Annotated in this window: 15 protein-coding genes; 7 read left to right on the top strand and 8 right to left on the bottom strand. The window is 54.8% G+C overall.

The features are described from left to right. Positions 1–117: 117 nt before the first annotated feature. The 4 genes from lldP (at position 118) to trmL (ending at position 4,271) form a co-directional block, all read left to right on the top strand. Entirely contained in the window at positions 118–1,773 is a 1,656-nt protein-coding gene (gene lldP / locus LDB27_RS00775; protein ID WP_001055308.1) for an L-lactate permease, read from the top strand. Beyond that, entirely contained in the window at positions 1,770–2,546 is a 777-nt protein-coding gene (lldR, locus tag LDB27_RS00770) for a transcriptional regulator LldR (protein ID WP_000636700.1), read from the top strand. Before lldP ends, lldR begins: the two co-directional genes overlap by 4 nt. Continuing rightward, positions 2,543–3,733, top strand: a complete 1,191-nt coding sequence (gene lldD / locus LDB27_RS00765; RefSeq protein ID WP_000587001.1) for an FMN-dependent L-lactate dehydrogenase LldD — start codon at positions 2,543–2,545, stop codon at positions 3,731–3,733. Before lldR ends, lldD begins: the two co-directional genes overlap by 4 nt. A 64-nt stretch (positions 3,734–3,797) precedes the next feature. Next, a complete protein-coding gene (gene trmL, locus LDB27_RS00760) occupies positions 3,798–4,271 on the top strand; it encodes a tRNA (uridine(34)/cytosine(34)/5-carboxymethylaminomethyluridine(34)-2'-O)-methyltransferase TrmL (RefSeq protein ID WP_000932335.1) in 474 nt (157 codons plus the stop codon). A 182-nt stretch (positions 4,272–4,453) separates the two neighbouring features. Here trmL and cysE read toward each other — a convergent pair whose 3' ends face one another. The 5 genes from cysE to LDB27_RS00735 form a co-directional block, all read right to left on the bottom strand. Next, on the bottom strand, positions 4,454–5,275 hold the full coding sequence (gene cysE / locus LDB27_RS00755; RefSeq protein ID WP_001112114.1) for a serine O-acetyltransferase: 822 nt from the start codon (positions 5,273–5,275) through the stop codon (positions 4,454–4,456). 77 nt (positions 5,276–5,352) lie between these two features. After that, positions 5,353–6,372 carry an NAD(P)H-dependent glycerol-3-phosphate dehydrogenase gene (gene gpsA, locus LDB27_RS00750; RefSeq protein ID WP_001076596.1) on the bottom strand — a complete coding sequence of 340 codons (1,020 nt, stop codon included), beginning with the start codon at positions 6,370–6,372 and terminating at the stop codon, positions 5,353–5,355. After that, entirely contained in the window at positions 6,372–6,839 is a 468-nt protein-coding gene (gene secB / locus LDB27_RS00745) for a protein-export chaperone SecB (RefSeq protein ID WP_000003370.1), read from the bottom strand. Before secB ends, gpsA begins: the two co-directional genes overlap by 1 nt. A gap of 43 nt (positions 6,840–6,882) precedes the next feature. Next, positions 6,883–7,134, bottom strand: a complete 252-nt coding sequence (grxC, locus tag LDB27_RS00740) for a glutaredoxin 3 (protein WP_001273796.1) — start codon at positions 7,132–7,134, stop codon at positions 6,883–6,885. An 85-nt stretch (positions 7,135–7,219) separates the two neighbouring features. Next, positions 7,220–7,651 (bottom strand): rhodanese-like domain-containing protein, encoded by a 432-nt coding sequence (locus tag LDB27_RS00735; RefSeq protein ID WP_001156179.1) that lies wholly within the window; start codon positions 7,649–7,651, stop codon positions 7,220–7,222. A 247-nt stretch (positions 7,652–7,898) separates the two neighbouring features. On the opposite strand from LDB27_RS00735, the gene gpmM reads away from it, so the two are divergent. The 3 genes from gpmM to LDB27_RS00720 are packed head-to-tail and all read left to right on the top strand — an operon-like array spanning position 7,899 to position 11,702. Beyond that, positions 7,899–9,443 carry a 2,3-bisphosphoglycerate-independent phosphoglycerate mutase gene (gene gpmM, locus LDB27_RS00730; protein WP_000116588.1) on the top strand — a complete coding sequence of 515 codons (1,545 nt, stop codon included), beginning with the start codon at positions 7,899–7,901 and terminating at the stop codon, positions 9,441–9,443. 33 nt (positions 9,444–9,476) lie between these two features. Then, on the top strand, positions 9,477–10,736 hold the full coding sequence (gene envC, locus LDB27_RS00725; RefSeq protein WP_230319576.1) for a murein hydrolase activator EnvC: 1,260 nt from the start codon (positions 9,477–9,479) through the stop codon (positions 10,734–10,736). 3 nt (positions 10,737–10,739) lie between these two features. After that, a complete protein-coding gene (locus LDB27_RS00720) occupies positions 10,740–11,702 on the top strand; it encodes a divergent polysaccharide deacetylase family protein (protein WP_001135510.1) in 963 nt (320 codons plus the stop codon). Here LDB27_RS00720 and LDB27_RS00715 read toward each other — a convergent pair. The 3 genes from LDB27_RS00715 to kbl all read right to left on the bottom strand — a co-directional run bounded on the left by LDB27_RS00715 (position 11,689) and on the right by kbl (position 15,248). After that, the gene (locus LDB27_RS00715) at positions 11,689–12,723 is read right to left on the bottom strand and encodes a glycosyltransferase (protein WP_000798191.1); all 1,035 of its coding nucleotides are present in this window, start codon (positions 12,721–12,723) and stop codon (positions 11,689–11,691) included. The genes LDB27_RS00720 and LDB27_RS00715 overlap by 14 nt on opposite strands. Positions 12,724–13,016: 293 nt before the next feature. Further along, a complete protein-coding gene (tdh, locus tag LDB27_RS00710) occupies positions 13,017–14,042 on the bottom strand; it encodes an L-threonine 3-dehydrogenase (protein WP_000645990.1) in 1,026 nt (341 codons plus the stop codon). Between the two features lie 9 nt (positions 14,043–14,051). Continuing rightward, entirely contained in the window at positions 14,052–15,248 is a 1,197-nt protein-coding gene (kbl, locus tag LDB27_RS00705; RefSeq protein WP_001213790.1) for a glycine C-acetyltransferase, read from the bottom strand. Positions 15,249–15,352: the final 104 nt, after the last annotated feature.

Genomic DNA, 15,352 nt, shown 5'->3' with positions numbered 1-15,352 from the left:
TTGTTGTCATTATCCATACACAACAATATTGGCAGGACCACTTTTACACATAATGTGACCCCAACGAGATGAGCAAAGATTCATCCCATTATGCGTGTGGTTCTCAGGAGACCTGCAATGAACCTCTGGCAACAAAACTATGACCCGGCGGGTAATATCTGGCTTTCCAGCCTGATCGCATCGCTCCCAATCCTGTTCTTCTTTTTCGCCCTGATTAAACTCAAGCTGAAAGGCTACGTTGCCGCTTCGTGGACGGTGGTTATCGCGCTCGCCGTCGCGCTGCTGTTCTATAAAATGCCGGTCGATCACGCGCTGGCATCGGTCGTGTATGGCTTCTTCTACGGGCTATGGCCGATTGCCTGGATAATCATCGCCGCGGTCTTCGTCTATAAAATCTCGGTAAAGACCGGGCAGTTTGACATTATCCGCTCGTCAATTCTGTCGATAACCCCCGATCAACGCCTGCAAATGCTGATTGTCGGCTTCTGCTTCGGCGCGTTCCTTGAAGGTGCGGCGGGTTTCGGCGCGCCGGTGGCGATAACCGCCGCGCTGCTGGTGGGTCTGGGCTTTAATCCGCTGTATGCGGCAGGGCTGTGCCTGATTGTAAACACCGCGCCAGTCGCCTTTGGCGCGATGGGTATTCCGATTCTGGTTGCCGGACAGGTTACGGGCCTGGACAGCTTTGAAATCGGTCAGATGGTAGGCCGCCAGTTGCCATTCCTGACCATTATCGTGCTGTTCTGGATTATGGCGATTATGGACGGCTGGCGCGGCGTGAAAGAAACCTGGCCTGCGGTGATGGTCTCTGGCGGTTCATTTGCTATCGCCCAGTATCTCAGCTCCAACTTTATCGGGCCGGAACTGCCGGACATTATCTCTTCTCTGGTGTCTCTGGTGTGTCTGACGCTGTTCCTCAAACGTTGGCAGCCGGTACGCATCTTCCGCTTCGGCGATATGGGCGCGTCGCAGGTCGATCAGACGCTGGCCCGTACCCGCTATACGACAGGACAAATTGTTCGCGCCTGGTCGCCGTTCCTGTTCCTGACCGCCACGGTCACTCTCTGGAGCATACCGCCGTTCAAAGCGCTGTTTGCCCCCGGCGGCGCGCTGTATGACTGGGTAATTAACGTTCCGGTACCGTATCTCGATAAACTGGTCGCCCGTATGCCGCCAGTCGTACACGAAGCGACCGCTTACGCGGCGGTGTATAAATTTGACTGGTTCTCCGCCACCGGCACAGCGATCCTGTTTGCCGCGCTGTTGTCTATCGTCTGGCTGAAAATGAAACCCTCAGCCGCAATCCAGACCTTCGGCAGCACGCTGAAAGAGCTGGCGTTGCCGATTTACTCCATCGGCATGGTGCTGGCGTTCGCGTTTATCTCGAACTATTCCGGGCTTTCCTCCACGCTGGCGTTAGCGCTGGCGCACACCGGCAGCGCCTTCACGTTCTTCTCGCCGTTCCTCGGCTGGCTGGGGGTATTCCTGACCGGCTCGGATACCTCATCTAACGCGCTGTTTGCCTCTCTACAGGCTACCGCGGCGCAGCAAATCGGCGTTTCGGATGTGCTGATGGTGGCGGCAAATACCACCGGCGGCGTGACCGGCAAGATGATCTCGCCGCAATCTATCGCCATCGCCTGCGCGGCGGTGGGGCTAGTAGGGAAAGAGTCCGATCTGTTCCGTTTTACCGTCAAACACAGCCTGATCTTCACCTGTATGGTGGGCGTGATCACTACGCTTCAGGCCTATGTTTTAACCTGGATGATTCCGTGATTGTGATGCCAAAACGCCTGTCTGACGAGATTGCCTCTCGCGTGCGGGCGCTGATTGAAGAACAAAACCTGGAAGCGGGCATGAAATTGCCCGCCGAGCGCCAGTTGGCTCTACAGCTTGGCGTATCACGCAACTCTTTACGCGAAGCGCTGGCGAAGCTGGTCAGTGAAGGCGTGCTGGTGAGTCGTCGCGGCGGCGGGACATTTGTCCGCTGGCAACACGAAACCTGGTCTGAACAGAATATCGTTCAGCCGCTGAAAACCCTGCTGGCGGACGATCCTGATTACAGCTTCGACATTCTGGAAGCCCGCCACGCCATTGAAGCCAGTACGGCCTGGCACGCCGCCATGCGGGCCACCAGCGCCGACAAAGAGAAGATCAGACTCTGCTTTGATGCGACGCTCAGCGAAGACCCGGATCTCGCCTCCCAAGCCGACGTGCGCTTTCATCTGGCGATCGCGGAAGCCTCGCACAATGTGGTGCTGTTGCAAACCATGCGCGGTTTCTTCGACGTCCTGCAATCCTCCGTCAAACAGAGTCGCCAGCGTATGTATCTCGTTCCGCCCGTATTCTCAAAGCTGACGGAACAACACCAGGCGGTGATGGACGCCATTCTGGACGGTAACGCCGACGGCGCGCGTAAAGCGATGATGGCGCACCTCAGTTTTGTCCACACCACGATTAAACGATTTGATGAAGACCAGGCCCGCCAGGCGCGTATTACCCGCCTGCCCGGCGACCATAATGAGATGACCAGGGAGAATAAATCATGATTATTTCAGCAGCCAGCGATTATCGCGCCGCAGCTCAGCGCACGTTGCCTCCTTTCCTCTTCCACTACATCGACGGCGGCGCGTATGCGGAATATACCCTGCGCCGAAATGTGGAAGACCTGTCGCAAGTCGCTCTGCGCCAGCGCGTGCTGAAAAATATGTCCGATTTAAGCCTGGAAACGACCCTGTTTAACGAAACGTTGTCGATGCCGGTGGCATTAGCGCCGGTAGGCCTGTGCGGCATGTACGCCCGTCGCGGCGAAGTACAGGCCGCCGCCGCCGCAGACGCAAAGGGCATTCCGTTCACCCTTTCCACCGTCTCCGTCTGTCCGATTGAAGAAGTCGCCCCCACGCTTAAACGCCCCATGTGGTTTCAGCTCTACGTATTACGCGATCGTGGTTTTATGCGCAACGCGCTTGAACGAGCAAAAGCGGCGGGCTGCTCCACGCTGGTCTTTACCGTGGATATGCCGACGCCGGGCGCGCGCTACCGTGACGCCCACTCCGGGATGAGCGGCCCAAACGCGGCCATGCGCCGTTACTGGCAGGCGGTGATGCACCCTAAATGGGCGTGGGATGTCGGCCTGAACGGTCGCCCGCATGATTTAGGCAATATTTCCGCCTATCTGGGTAAACCGACCGGCCTTGAGGACTATATCGGCTGGCTGGCAAATAACTTCGATCCGTCCATCTCCTGGAAAGATCTGGAGTGGATACGCGAATTCTGGGACGGCCCAATGGTGATCAAAGGGATCCTCGATCCAGAAGATGCCCGCGATGCGGTACGTTTCGGCGCTGACGGTATTGTGGTGTCGAATCACGGCGGCCGCCAGCTCGATGGCGTGCTCTCTTCCGCCCGCGCCCTGCCCGCCATTGCCGATGCGGTGAAAGGTGATATCGCCATTCTGGCGGATAGCGGGATTCGTAACGGGCTGGATGTCGTGCGTATGATTGCGTTGGGGGCCGATACCGTACTGCTGGGTCGGGCCTATCTCTACGCGCTGGCGACGGCAGGAAAAGCGGGTGTCGCCAACCTGCTGGACCTGATCGAGAAAGAGATGAAAGTCGCCATGACCCTGACCGGCGCGAAATCCATTAGTGAAATCAGTGGCGATTCACTGGTGCAGGAACTGGGGAGAAGTTTGCCCGCCGCGCTGGCGCCAATGAGCAAAGGCGATGCCGCCTGAACGCCTGGCGCGTGAGAGCCCGGTAAATTTCTGCTATTCTGCCCCCCGCATTTAAGGGGGCATCATGCTTAACATCGTACTCTTCGAACCAGAAATCCCGCCGAATACCGGCAACATCATTCGTCTTTGCGCCAATACCGGCTTTCGTCTGCACATCATCGAACCGATGGGGTTTACCTGGGATGATAAGCGCTTACGCCGCGCAGGGCTGGACTATCACGAATTCGCCGCGGTTCAGCGCCATCACGATTATGCCGCCTTTGTCGCCGCCGAAAACCCGCAGCGCCTGTTTGCGTTGACGACAAAGGGCACGCCCGCCCATAGCGCCGTAAGCTATCAGGATGGCGATTATTTGATGTTTGGCCCGGAAACGCGCGGCCTGCCCGCCAGCATTCTCGATGCGTTGCCTAAAGAGCAGAAGATTCGCATTCCGATGATGCCGGATAGCCGTAGCATGAACCTGTCGAATGCGGTGTCGGTAGTGGTGTATGAAGCGTGGCGCCAGTTAGGATACCCCGGCGCGGTATTGCGCAGTTGATTTGTGCCGGATGGCGGCTGACGCCTTATCCGGCCTACATTAATATTGATAATATTCGTTTCGAGCGTTATCGGCGCAGCCAGATTGGACACGGACTGCGCTTGTCTACCTGAGCGTACACGCAATACGAGAGGATGACGAGCATAGCCCAGGTTCAATATGGCAAGTAAGATAGCTCGAAATCAGATGCCGTCGCCATACTCAAACGTATGGTGTAGCCCGTTGAAATGCTGGTCCATATCCATCGACGGCTTATCGCTGCCCGGCTTGCCGACAATACGCGCCGGAACGCCTGCGGCGGTAGTGTGCGGCGGGACAGGCTGTAAAACAACGGAACCTGCGCCAATTTTCGCGCCGCGCCCCACCTCGATATTGCCGAGAATTTTCGCGCCCGCGCCAATCATCACGCCTTCGCGGATTTTAGGATGGCGATCGCCGCTCGTTTTCCCGGTACCGCCCAGGGTGACGGATTGCAGGATCGACACATCATCCTCAATAACCGCCGTCTCCCCCACCACAATACCGGTGGCATGGTCGAGCATAATCCCGCGGCCAATTTTCGCTGCCGGGTGAATATCCACCTGAAACGAGACCGAAACCTGATTTTGCAGGAAGATAGCCAGCGCGCGGCGACCTTTATTCCACAACCAGTGACCAATGCGGTAGGCCTGTAGCGCATGAAAGCCTTTCAGATATAACAGCGGCGTGGAGTATTTATCCACCGCCGGATCGCGAGTGCGCACGGCCTGAATATCGCAGGCTGCCGACGCGATCATTTCCGGGTCGGCGGCATAGGCCTCTTCAACCACTTCACGGATAGCGATAGCGGGCATGATGGGCGAAGCCAGTTTATTTGCCAGCATATAGCTCAGCGCACTGCCCAGATTTTCATGCTTGAGTAGCGTGGCGTGATAAAAACTGGCCAACATAGGCTCACAGTCAGCTAAAGCGCGGGCTTCAGCTTTAATATTCTTCCAGACGATTTCCAGTTCTTCACACGGCATGGCTTACTCCAGACGGGCAGAAAACGACCAACCCGTTCTGTGCGGGTTGGGTCGTTTATGCAAACAGTTCCTTACGGCTAGTGGCGACTCAGCTCTTCCTTGCGGGCGCGACCTAATAACGTTAATGCTGCCTCGCGCGCGTTTTTTCCGCAATACAATACTTGATAAATTTCCTCGGTTATTGGCATTTCAACACCAAAACGGTGCGCCAATTCACGAACTTCTTTCGTATTGCGATAGCCTTCGACCACCTGGCCAATCTTATCCTGCGCGCCTTTAACGTCCATGCCCTGGCCAAGCATCATGCCAAAACGACGGTTGCGCGACTGGTTGTCGGTACAGGTCAGCACCAGATCGCCTAAGCCCGCCATCCCCATAAAGGTGGCGGGATCGGCACCAAGCGCTGCGCCAAGCCGCGACATTTCGGTCAGTCCACGCGTGATTAGCGCCGTGCGGGCGTTCGCGCCGAAGCCGATGCCGTCAGACATCCCCGCGCCAATCGCAATCACGTTTTTCACCGCGCCGCCAAGCTGCACGCCGATAAAATCCGCATTGATATAGACGCGAAAACTTTTTCCGCAGTGCAACAGTTGCTGGAGATCGTCGGCAAAGGTCTCATCGGTTGAGGCCAGCGAGATTGCCGTCGGCAAACCCGCCGCCAGCTCTTTAGCGAACGTAGGACCGGAAATCACCGCCAGCGGGATTTGATCGCCTAACGCTTCGCGAGCGACATCCTGCAACAGGCGCCCCGTTTCCGCTTCCAGGCCTTTGGTCGCCCATACCAGACGCGCATCCGGACGCATCAGCGGTTTAATCTGCCGCAGCACGTCGCTGAAAACATGGCTTGGCACCACCACCAGAATGTTACGACTGGCCGCCAGCGCGGTTGCTAAGTCGCTTTCCAGGTGTAACGTATCGGGAAAAGGCACATCGGGAAGGAACGCGACGTTGCAGCGATCGTGCTCCAGGGTCGCGATATGTTTTGGGTCGTGGCCCCACAGGACAACCTGGTGGCCGTTTCTCGCCAGAGTGATGGCAAGAGCGGTGCCGTACGAGCCGGCACCGATGACTGTCATTGACGCATTACTTTGGTTCATCAGGCATCCTGATGTTCTTCAGTACCTTCGCCAGCCTGCTGCTGCAAATAGTTCATGAACAGCGCATCAAAATTGACCGGCGCAAGGTTCAGTTGCGGGAACGTACCGCGTGAAACCAGGCTGGTGATGCACTCGCGAGCATACGGGAACAAAATGTTCGGGCAGTATGCGCCCAGGCAATGCGCCATCTGAGTACCTTCAATACCGCTGATGGAGAAAATACCGGCCTGCTGAACTTCGCACAGGAACGCGGTTTCTTCCCCCAAGGAAGCCGTTACGGTAACACGCAGCACAACTTCATAAACGTCATCCGCCAGTTGGGAAGATGCCGTATCAAGATCCAGTTTAACCTCTGGCTGCCAATCTTTCTGGAAAACATGCGGTGCGTTTGGCGCTTCGAAAGAAACATCCTTGGTATAGATACGTTGGATCTGGAAAGCCATTTCAGTGTTATTTTGTTCTGACATGTGTAAAACCCTTTAGTGTTGTCCTTAAATACTTGAGTACGCCTTAACGCAACAGCGGATCCAGTCCACCACGCGCATCCAGCGCATACAAGTCGTCACAACCGCCAATGTGCTGTGCATCAATAAAAATTTGCGGAACCGTCGTTCGGCCACTACGTTTGATCATCTCTTCACGCTTCACGGCGTCGCCGTCAATCGCAATTTCCTGGAAACTCACGCCCTTGCTGTTTAACAGCGTCTTTGCACGATGGCAAAACGGACAGGTTGCTTTGGTGTAGATTTCAATATTGGCCATGACTTCGCTCCTGTTTTTTACCCGATGGATTTCATGTCGACGCAAGGGCAAGTCATTCCCCTTACGTCATGAAAACGACGGGTAATCACTTACCGCGCACCAGAGGCAGATTCTCGCCGCTCCAGCCTGCTACGCCTTCTTTCAACACAAAGACCTTTTCAAAGCCGGCTTTTGTCAGCGCGTTAGCGGATTCCTGGCACTGCATACCAGAACCGTCGACCACGATAATCGGCTTGTCTTTGTGCTTTTCCAGTTCGCCAACATTGTTGGCTTTGATTTCGCTCGGCAGCAAATTGGTCGCGCCAGCGATATGGCCTTTACGGAAATCATCACGTTGACGTAAATCCACAACAACGGCGTCCTCTTTGTTGATAAGGCGCGTGGCTTCGCCGCGTGTAATCACCTTAACTTTTGAAGTCAGACCTTTGAACGTGGTAAATAAAACCGCCACCAGTAACGCAATCCAGGCGATACTCAGTATGGGATGACGGCCAACAAATTGCATAATTTCTTGCATGGGGGGTAACAACTCCCGACGTAGTGATTAAAAAACCAGGAAAGGAGTATACCTGCGCAGTGGCGCAAATACAGCCAGAGCGTGCACTGGAATGCATTTTTGCGGGGCGCTACGAAAAAAAATCACGCTATTACTTGCCTTCTCACGCCAGCGCGATCCCTTTCTTTGATCTTCTGAGGCTATTTTATCGATTCAGCTGTAGTAAAATTACGCAATTATTTTGTCTATTGAGTATGAGGTTGTCGCAATGTCGGTTTCTAAAAAACCTATGGTACTGGTGATTCTGGATGGCTACGGCTACCGTGAAGAACAGCAGGATAACGCTATCTTAAACGCCAAAACCCCGGTGATGGATGCTCTGTGGGCAAAACGTCCGCATACCCTGATCGACGCATCCGGTCTGGAAGTGGGTCTGCCTGACCGCCAGATGGGCAACTCCGAAGTGGGCCACGTTAACCTGGGCGCAGGCCGCATCGTTTATCAGGACCTGACGCGTCTGGACGTTGAAATTAAAGAACGTACTTTCTTTGCTAACTCAGTCCTGACCAATGCGGTAGACCAGGCGAAAAACGCCGGTAAAGCGGTTCATATTATGGGTCTGCTGTCCGCGGGCGGCGTCCACAGCCACGAAGATCACATTATGGCGATGGTGGAACTGGCCGCAGAGCGCGGCGCAGAAAAAATCTATCTGCACGCCTTCCTCGACGGTCGCGACACGCCGCCGCGCAGCGCTGAAGCCTCGCTGAAAAAATTCGAAGACAAATTCGCCGCGCTGGGCAAAGGCCGCGTGGCGTCTATCGTCGGTCGTTACTACGCTATGGACCGCGACAACCGTTGGGATCGCGTGGAAAAAGCGTATGATCTGATGACCCTGGCGCAGGGCGAATTCCAGGCAGATACCGCTGTGGCTGGCCTGCAGGCCGCTTACGCTCGTGATGAAAACGATGAGTTTGTCAAAGCGACCGTTATCCGCGCCGAGGGCCAGGCTGATGCGGCGATGGAAGACGGCGATACGCTGATTTTCATGAACTTCCGCGCTGACCGCGCGCGCGAAATTACCCGCGCTTTCGTTAACGCTGATTTCGACGGCTTTGCGCGTAAGAAAGTGGTTAATCTGAACTTTGTGATGCTGACCGAATACGCCGCCGACATCAAAACTGCCGTTGCCTACCCACCAGCGTCGCTGGCGAATACCTTTGGCGAATGGATGGCGAAAAACGACAAAACTCAGCTGCGTATTTCCGAAACGGAAAAATATGCGCACGTAACCTTTTTCTTTAACGGCGGCGTAGAAGAACCGTTTGCTGGCGAAGAGCGCATTCTGATCAACTCCCCGAAAGTGGCCACTTATGACCTGCAACCGGAAATGAGCTCTGCAGAATTGACTGAAAAATTGGTCGCGGCGATCGAAAGCGGTAAGTACGACACCATCATTTGTAACTATCCAAACGGCGATATGGTCGGTCATACCGGCGTGATGGAAGCCGCCATCAAAGCGGTGGAAGCGTTGGATAACTGCATTGACCAGGTAACAAAAGCGGTTGAGTCCGTTGGTGGACAACTGTTGATTACCGCGGACCACGGCAACGCGGAGCAGATGCGCGATCCGGCGACCGGTCAGGCGCATACCGCCCACACCAACCTGCCGGTGCCGCTGATTTATGTCGGCGAGAAAAACGTGAAGGCGGTTGAAGGCGGCAAACTTTCAGACATTGCGCCTACCATGCTGTCGCTGATGGGGATGGAAATCCCGCAAGAGATGACTGGTAAGCCGCTGTTCATCGTGGAATAATCCCTCCCCATGAGGGGAAAGGCGATTAACACCATTCAACAGGCCGTGAAACCAAGAACGTTTTCAGTCAGGCCTTTGTTCTACGCCAGCGTACTTAGCGCTGGCGTATTGTTGTGCGCCTTTTCCGCCCACGCGGATGACCGTGATCAACTCAAATCTATTCAGGCCGATATCGCCGCGAAAGAACGCGACGTACGCCAGCAGCAGCAACAGCGCGCCAGCCTCCTGGCACAACTGAAAGCCCAGGAAGAGGCCATCTCGGCCGCAGCGCGTAAGCTGCGCGAAACGCAAAGCACTCTGGATCAGTTAAACGCGCAAATTGATGAGATGAACGCCTCAATTGCCAAACTGGAGCAGCAAAAAGCCAGCCAGGAGCGTAATCTCGCCGCGCAGTTGGACGCCGCTTTCCGCCAGGGCGAACACACCGGCATTCAGCTTATTCTTAGCGGAGAAGAAAGCCAGCGTGGGCAACGCCTGCAGGCCTACTTCGGCTATCTGAACCAGGCGCGCCAGGAGACTATCGCCGAACTGAAACAGACTCGCGAACAGGTCGCCACGCAAAAAGCCGAGCTGGAAGAGAAGCAAAGCCAACAACAAACGTTGCTGTATGAACAGCGCGCCCAGCAGGCGAAGCTGGAGCAGGCGCGTAATGAACGTAAGAAAACGCTTGCCGGACTGGAGTCGTCTATTCAGCAAGGCCAGCAACAGTTAAGCGAACTACGCGCCAACGAATCACGCCTACGCAACAGTATCGCGCGGGCAGAAGCGGCGGCCAAAGCGCGAGCGGAGCGTGAAGCCCGCGAAGCGCAGGCGGTACGCGATAAGCAGCAGGAAGCCTCGCGTAAAGGCAGCACCTATAAGCCGACGGAAAGCGAGCGTTCGCTAATGTCCCGCACCGGCGGTCTGGGCGCGCCTCGCGGTCAGGCATACTGGCCGGTACGCGGCCCGATATTGCATCGCTATGGCGAACGGCTGCAAGGTGAGCTACGTTGGAAGGGGATGGTGATCGGCGCGTCGGAAGGCACCGAGGTCAAAGCCATCGCCGACGGCAGGGTGATTCTGGCGGACTGGCTGCAAGGCTATGGCCTGGTGGTGGTCGTGGAGCATGGTAAAGGCGATATGAGCCTTTACGGCTATAACCAGAGCGCGCTGGTCAGCGTAGGCGCGCAGGTGCGCGCCGGACAACCTATCGCCCTTGTGGGCAGTAGCGGCGGTCAGGGCAGACCCTCGCTTTATTTCGAAATTCGTCGCCAGGGTCAGGCCGTCAATCCACAGCCGTGGTTGGGAAAATAAGTTTTGCCTCAGTTTCGTCGCTCCATTCTCACGCTGGCCACTTTGCTGGCGTTTGCACATCCCGTTTTCGCTGGCAAGCTCGCCATCGTGATTGATGATTTTGGCTATCGCCCGCATACGGAAAACCAGGTTCTGGCGCTGCCGCCAAACATCTCCGTCGCCGTGCTGCCCAACGCGCCGCACGCGCGCGAAATGGCAACTAAAGCGCACAATAGCGGGCATGAGGTGTTAATCCATCTGCCGATGGCGCCGCTAAGCAAACAGCCGCTGGAGAAGGATACGCTGCGACCAGATATGAGCAGCGATGAGATCGAGCGCATTATCCGCGAGGCGGTAAACAACGTGCCGTATGCCGTCGGGCTTAATAACCACATGGGCAGCGCAATGACTTCCAGCCTGTTCGGTATGCAAAAAGTGATGCAGGCGCTGGAACATTACAATCTCTATTTTCTCGACAGCATGACGATTGGCAATAGCCAGGCGATGCGCGCGGCATCCGGTACGGGTGTGAAAGTGATCAAGCGCAAAGTGTTCCTCGACGATACGCAAAACGAGGCGGATATTCGCCGTCAGTTTAATCGCGCTATTGAACTGGCCCGTCGCAACGGTTCCGCTATCGCGATTGGTCATCCGCATCCCGCAACGGTTCGCGTGCTGCAACAGATGGTTTATCGCCTGCCGGCGGATATCACCCTGGTACGTCCAGGCAGCCTGCTCAACGAACCGCAGGTAGATACGTCCCGACCTGATTTGACGCCGCAGAAAATTGACGCGCCGCGCAATCCCTTTCGCGGCGTGAAGATGTGCAAGCCGAAAAAACCGCTGCAACCGGTCTACGCTACGCGCTTTTTCAGCGTCATCGGCGAGAGTATTACGCAAAGTTCCGTGGTTGCCTGGTTTCAGCACCAGTGGCAAGGCTGGGGGAAAATCGCCGCGCCTAAAAACGTGAGCGCTAAGACAGATTGAGCGCCTTACGGGCCATACGACGGTGCGACAAGGTTTTGTCGCGCCATTGCCACAGCCGGAAAGACCAGATCAGCGTCTGATAAGCCGCTTTCGCGCTGCGGACGTTAGCCATCATCCGTCTATACATGCCAGAAGTAAAAATTTCGGCAATCATACGCTGGCGGGTCAAAATATCAGGTTCTTTACGCACCGCATGACAAACGCGTAACGCTTCCCAGGTAATTTGCTGGCGAAACTCCGGGTAAATCGGAATACGATGGGCATAATCACGATTGAGCTTTTCTAATAATCGCGTAATTTTAATATAATGCCGCTGATAATTAAGATTTTTATTGCCTTGTCTTTGCAAACGGCTTACCGAATTATCATGCAGGAAATATTTATATAATGTTTGTTCGGTATAACGTACGCGCGTGGCATTAAACATAACTTCCGTCGACCATAATATGTCCTGATGATGTAGTCCGGGAACGAAAGTAATATTGTTATCGGTAATTAACGCACGTCGATAAACGCCCATCCAGACAACATGCGTCCAGCGCCGCGAGGCCAGCGCCATACGCAACCAATCCGGTCCGCTTAATACCCCGGTGGAACGCAGACGATCGGTCGGAATAGATTGCCAGGCGTGCCCGGTTTTTCGGACGCACCAGTCCGCATTACACTGCGCAACGTCCAGATCATCGTTAAGCGCCATGGTCATCAGCGTTTCATACATCTTCGGGTAGACCAGGTCATCCGCATCGACAAAGGCGACGTAATCGCCGGTCGCCGCTTGCAGGCCAAGATTACGGGCGACAGATGCGCCAGCATTGGCCTGATGAAGCAGTCGAACATGCGGGTAATGTTCCGCGTAATGTTTTGCTATCTCAACGGAATGATCCGTCGATCCATCATTCACAATAATAATTTCCAGCGCCGACCACGTTTGCGCGATTAACGACGCCATGCAAGCATTAAAATCCGCTCCCGCATTATATAACGGGATAATGATACTCACTTTGGTTTTACTATTTTTCATAACGATTACCAGAAAAACCTTAATTTACCCTGCCTTTATACTGTGGCTCTATTAAGAAACTATTAAGCCGCCATAATTAATTTTTACAGTAAAAAGCAAGCACAAAACTCAGAGTAGAGCGTGACGTTAGCGAGTAAAATAAGAGTAAAGCGCAATTACGAATGCTTGATGTCTATGACAATTCTTTACGGCTTTCCAGATTTTCCCTAACAAAAAAGGTTGGCGAATGACACCAACCTTTTACGATGAAACGTATATCAGACCCGATAAATATCATCGGGTCTCTATACATATTAATCCCAGCTCAGAATAACTTTTCCTGACTGGCCTGAACGCATGGCGTCAAAACCTTTCTGGAAATCATCAATAGAGAAACGATGGGTGATAATCGGTGACAGATCCAGACCGGACTGGATCAGCGCCGCCATTTTGTACCACGTTTCGAACATCTCACGACCATAAATACCTTTAATGAACAAGCCCTTAAAGATGACTTTTGTCCAGTCGATAGACATATCTGATGGCGGAATCCCCAGCATCGCAATACGACCGCCGTGATTCATGGTGTCCAGCATGGTACGAAACGCCGGCGGCGCGCCGGACATCTCCAGACCCACATCGAACCCTTCGGTCATTCCCAGCTCCGCCATGACGTCGTTCAGGCTCTCTTTCGCGACGTTGACCGCGCGGGTGACGCCCATTTTACGCGCCAGCTCCAGACGGTATTCATTGACGTCAGTAATCACCACATGACGCGCGCCGACATGTTTCGCCACCGCGGCGGCCATTACGCCGATTGGCCCCGCCCCCGATACCAGTACATCTTCGCCGACCAGATCGAAAGACAGCGCCGTATGCACCGCATTACCAAACGGGTCGAAAATAGAGGCTAAATCATCAGAAATGTTATCCGGGATTTTAAACGCATTGAACGCCGGGATGACCAGGTATTCCGCGAAGCAGCCGGGACGGTTGACGCCCACGCCAGTGGTGTTGCGACACAGGTGAGTACGACCGCCGCGGCAGTTGCGGCAATGACCGCAGGTGATATGACCTTCGCCGGAGACGCGATCGCCGATTTTAAAGCCTTTCACTTCCTGACCGATGCCGACCACTTCGCCGACATATTCATGCCCCACGACCATCGGAACCGGGATGGTTTTTTGCGACCAGTCATCCCAGTTATAGATGTGAACGTCAGTGCCGCAGATGGCTGTTTTACGGATTTTAATCAGCAAATCGTTATGGCCGACTTCCGGTTCCGGAACGTCGGTCATCCAGATGCCCTCTTCCGCTTTCAGTTTGGATAACGCTTTCATCTTACATCCTCAGGCAATCACGCCCAGTTGTTTACCAATACGCGTGAACGCGTCTACCGCACGCGTAATTTGCTCAGGCGTATGCGCCGCAGACATCTGGGTACGAATACGCGCCTGACCTTTTGGTACGACCGGATAGAAGAAACCGGTAACGTAAATGCCCTCTTTTTGCAGTTCGCGGGCAAATTTCTGCGCGACAACCGCATCTCCCAGCATTACCGGGATGATGGCGTGATCCGCGCCTGCCAGCGTAAATCCCGCGGCAGACATCTGCTCACGGAACTGCCGGGCGTTCGCCCACAAGCGATCGCGCAGTTCTGCGCCCGCTTCCACCATCTCTAACACTTTAATAGAAGCCGCCACGATCGCCGGCGCCAGGGAGTTGGAGAACAGATATGGGCGGGAACGCTGACGCAACCACTCAACGACCTCTTTACGCGCCGCGGTATAGCCGCCGGATGCGCCGCCTAACGCTTTGCCCAGCGTACCGGTAATAATATCTACGCGGCCCATTACGTCGCAGTATTCATGGGAACCGCGACCGTTTTCGCCGACAAAGCCTACCGCGTGAGAATCATCAACCATCACCAGCGCATCGTATTTATCGGCCAGATCACAGACGCCTTTCAGATTGGCGATGACGCCATCCATTGAGAACACCCCGTCGGTGGCGATCAGGACATGACGCGCGCCGGCTTCACGCGCCTCTTTCAGCCGCGCTTCCAGCTCAGCCATATCGTTGTTGGCATAGCGATAGCGCTTCGCTTTACACAAACGCACGCCGTCAATGATAGACGCGTGGTTCAGCGCGTCGGAAATAATAGCGTCTTCCGCGCCCAGCAACGTCTCAAACAAGCCGCCGTTAGCATCGAAACAGGAGGAATACAGAATCGCATCTTCCATGCCGAGGAAGCTTGCCAGCTTTTGCTCCAGCGCTTTGTGGCTGTCCTGGGTACCGCAGATAAAACGCACGGACGCCATACCGAAACCGTGGCTGTCCATGCCCGCTTTTGCGGCATTAATCAGCTCGGGGTGATTCGCCAGCCCGAGATAGTTATTGGCGCAAAAGTTAATAACGTGGCTTCCATCCGCCACGGTGATATCCGCCTGCTGCGCAGACGTAATAATGCGCTCTTCTTTAAACAATCCTTCCGCTCGGGCGGTTTCCAGATCGTTGGTTAACTGTTTGTAAAAATCCCCACGCATTGCGATTCTCCAGACTGGGCAAATTTCAGCACATATTACCCAAAGCGATACGTTGATACGAGATGACGCGTCATCACTTCTTTAAAATGCAGCATAAATCACGC

This window comes from Salmonella sp. JXY0409-18 (assembly GCF_020268625.1).
GTDB classification, from domain to species: Bacteria; Pseudomonadota; Gammaproteobacteria; order Enterobacterales; family Enterobacteriaceae; genus Salmonella; species Salmonella enterica.
The sequence above is the reverse complement of the archived record's forward strand: the minus strand, read 5'-3'. Positions and strand labels throughout refer to the sequence as shown.

Bases quoted from the DNA above. Each gene is read 5' to 3' on its own strand.
- lldP (WP_001055308.1), top strand. From the start codon at position 118: ATGAACCTCTGGCAACAAAACTATGACCCGGCGGGTAATATCTGGCTT.
- lldD (WP_000587001.1), top strand. From the start codon at position 2,543: ATGATTATTTCAGCAGCCAGCGATTATCGCGCCGCAGCTCAGCGCACG.
- trmL (WP_000932335.1), top strand. From the start codon at position 3,798: ATGCTTAACATCGTACTCTTCGAACCAGAAATCCCGCCGAATACCGGC.
- cysE (WP_001112114.1), bottom strand. From the start codon at position 5,275: ATGCCGTGTGAAGAACTGGAAATCGTCTGGAAGAATATTAAAGCTGAA.
- gpsA (WP_001076596.1), bottom strand. From the start codon at position 6,372: ATGAACCAAAGTAATGCGTCAATGACAGTCATCGGTGCCGGCTCGTAC.
- secB (WP_000003370.1), bottom strand. From the start codon at position 6,839: ATGTCAGAACAAAATAACACTGAAATGGCTTTCCAGATCCAACGTATC.
- grxC (WP_001273796.1), bottom strand. From the start codon at position 7,134: ATGGCCAATATTGAAATCTACACCAAAGCAACCTGTCCGTTTTGCCAT.
- LDB27_RS00735 (WP_001156179.1), bottom strand. From the start codon at position 7,651: ATGCAAGAAATTATGCAATTTGTTGGCCGTCATCCCATACTGAGTATC.
- gpmM (WP_000116588.1), top strand. From the start codon at position 7,899: ATGTCGGTTTCTAAAAAACCTATGGTACTGGTGATTCTGGATGGCTAC.
- LDB27_RS00715 (WP_000798191.1), bottom strand. From the start codon at position 12,723: ATGAAAAATAGTAAAACCAAAGTGAGTATCATTATCCCGTTATATAAT.
- tdh (WP_000645990.1), bottom strand. From the start codon at position 14,042: ATGAAAGCGTTATCCAAACTGAAAGCGGAAGAGGGCATCTGGATGACC.
- kbl (WP_001213790.1), bottom strand. From the start codon at position 15,248: ATGCGTGGGGATTTTTACAAACAGTTAACCAACGATCTGGAAACCGCC.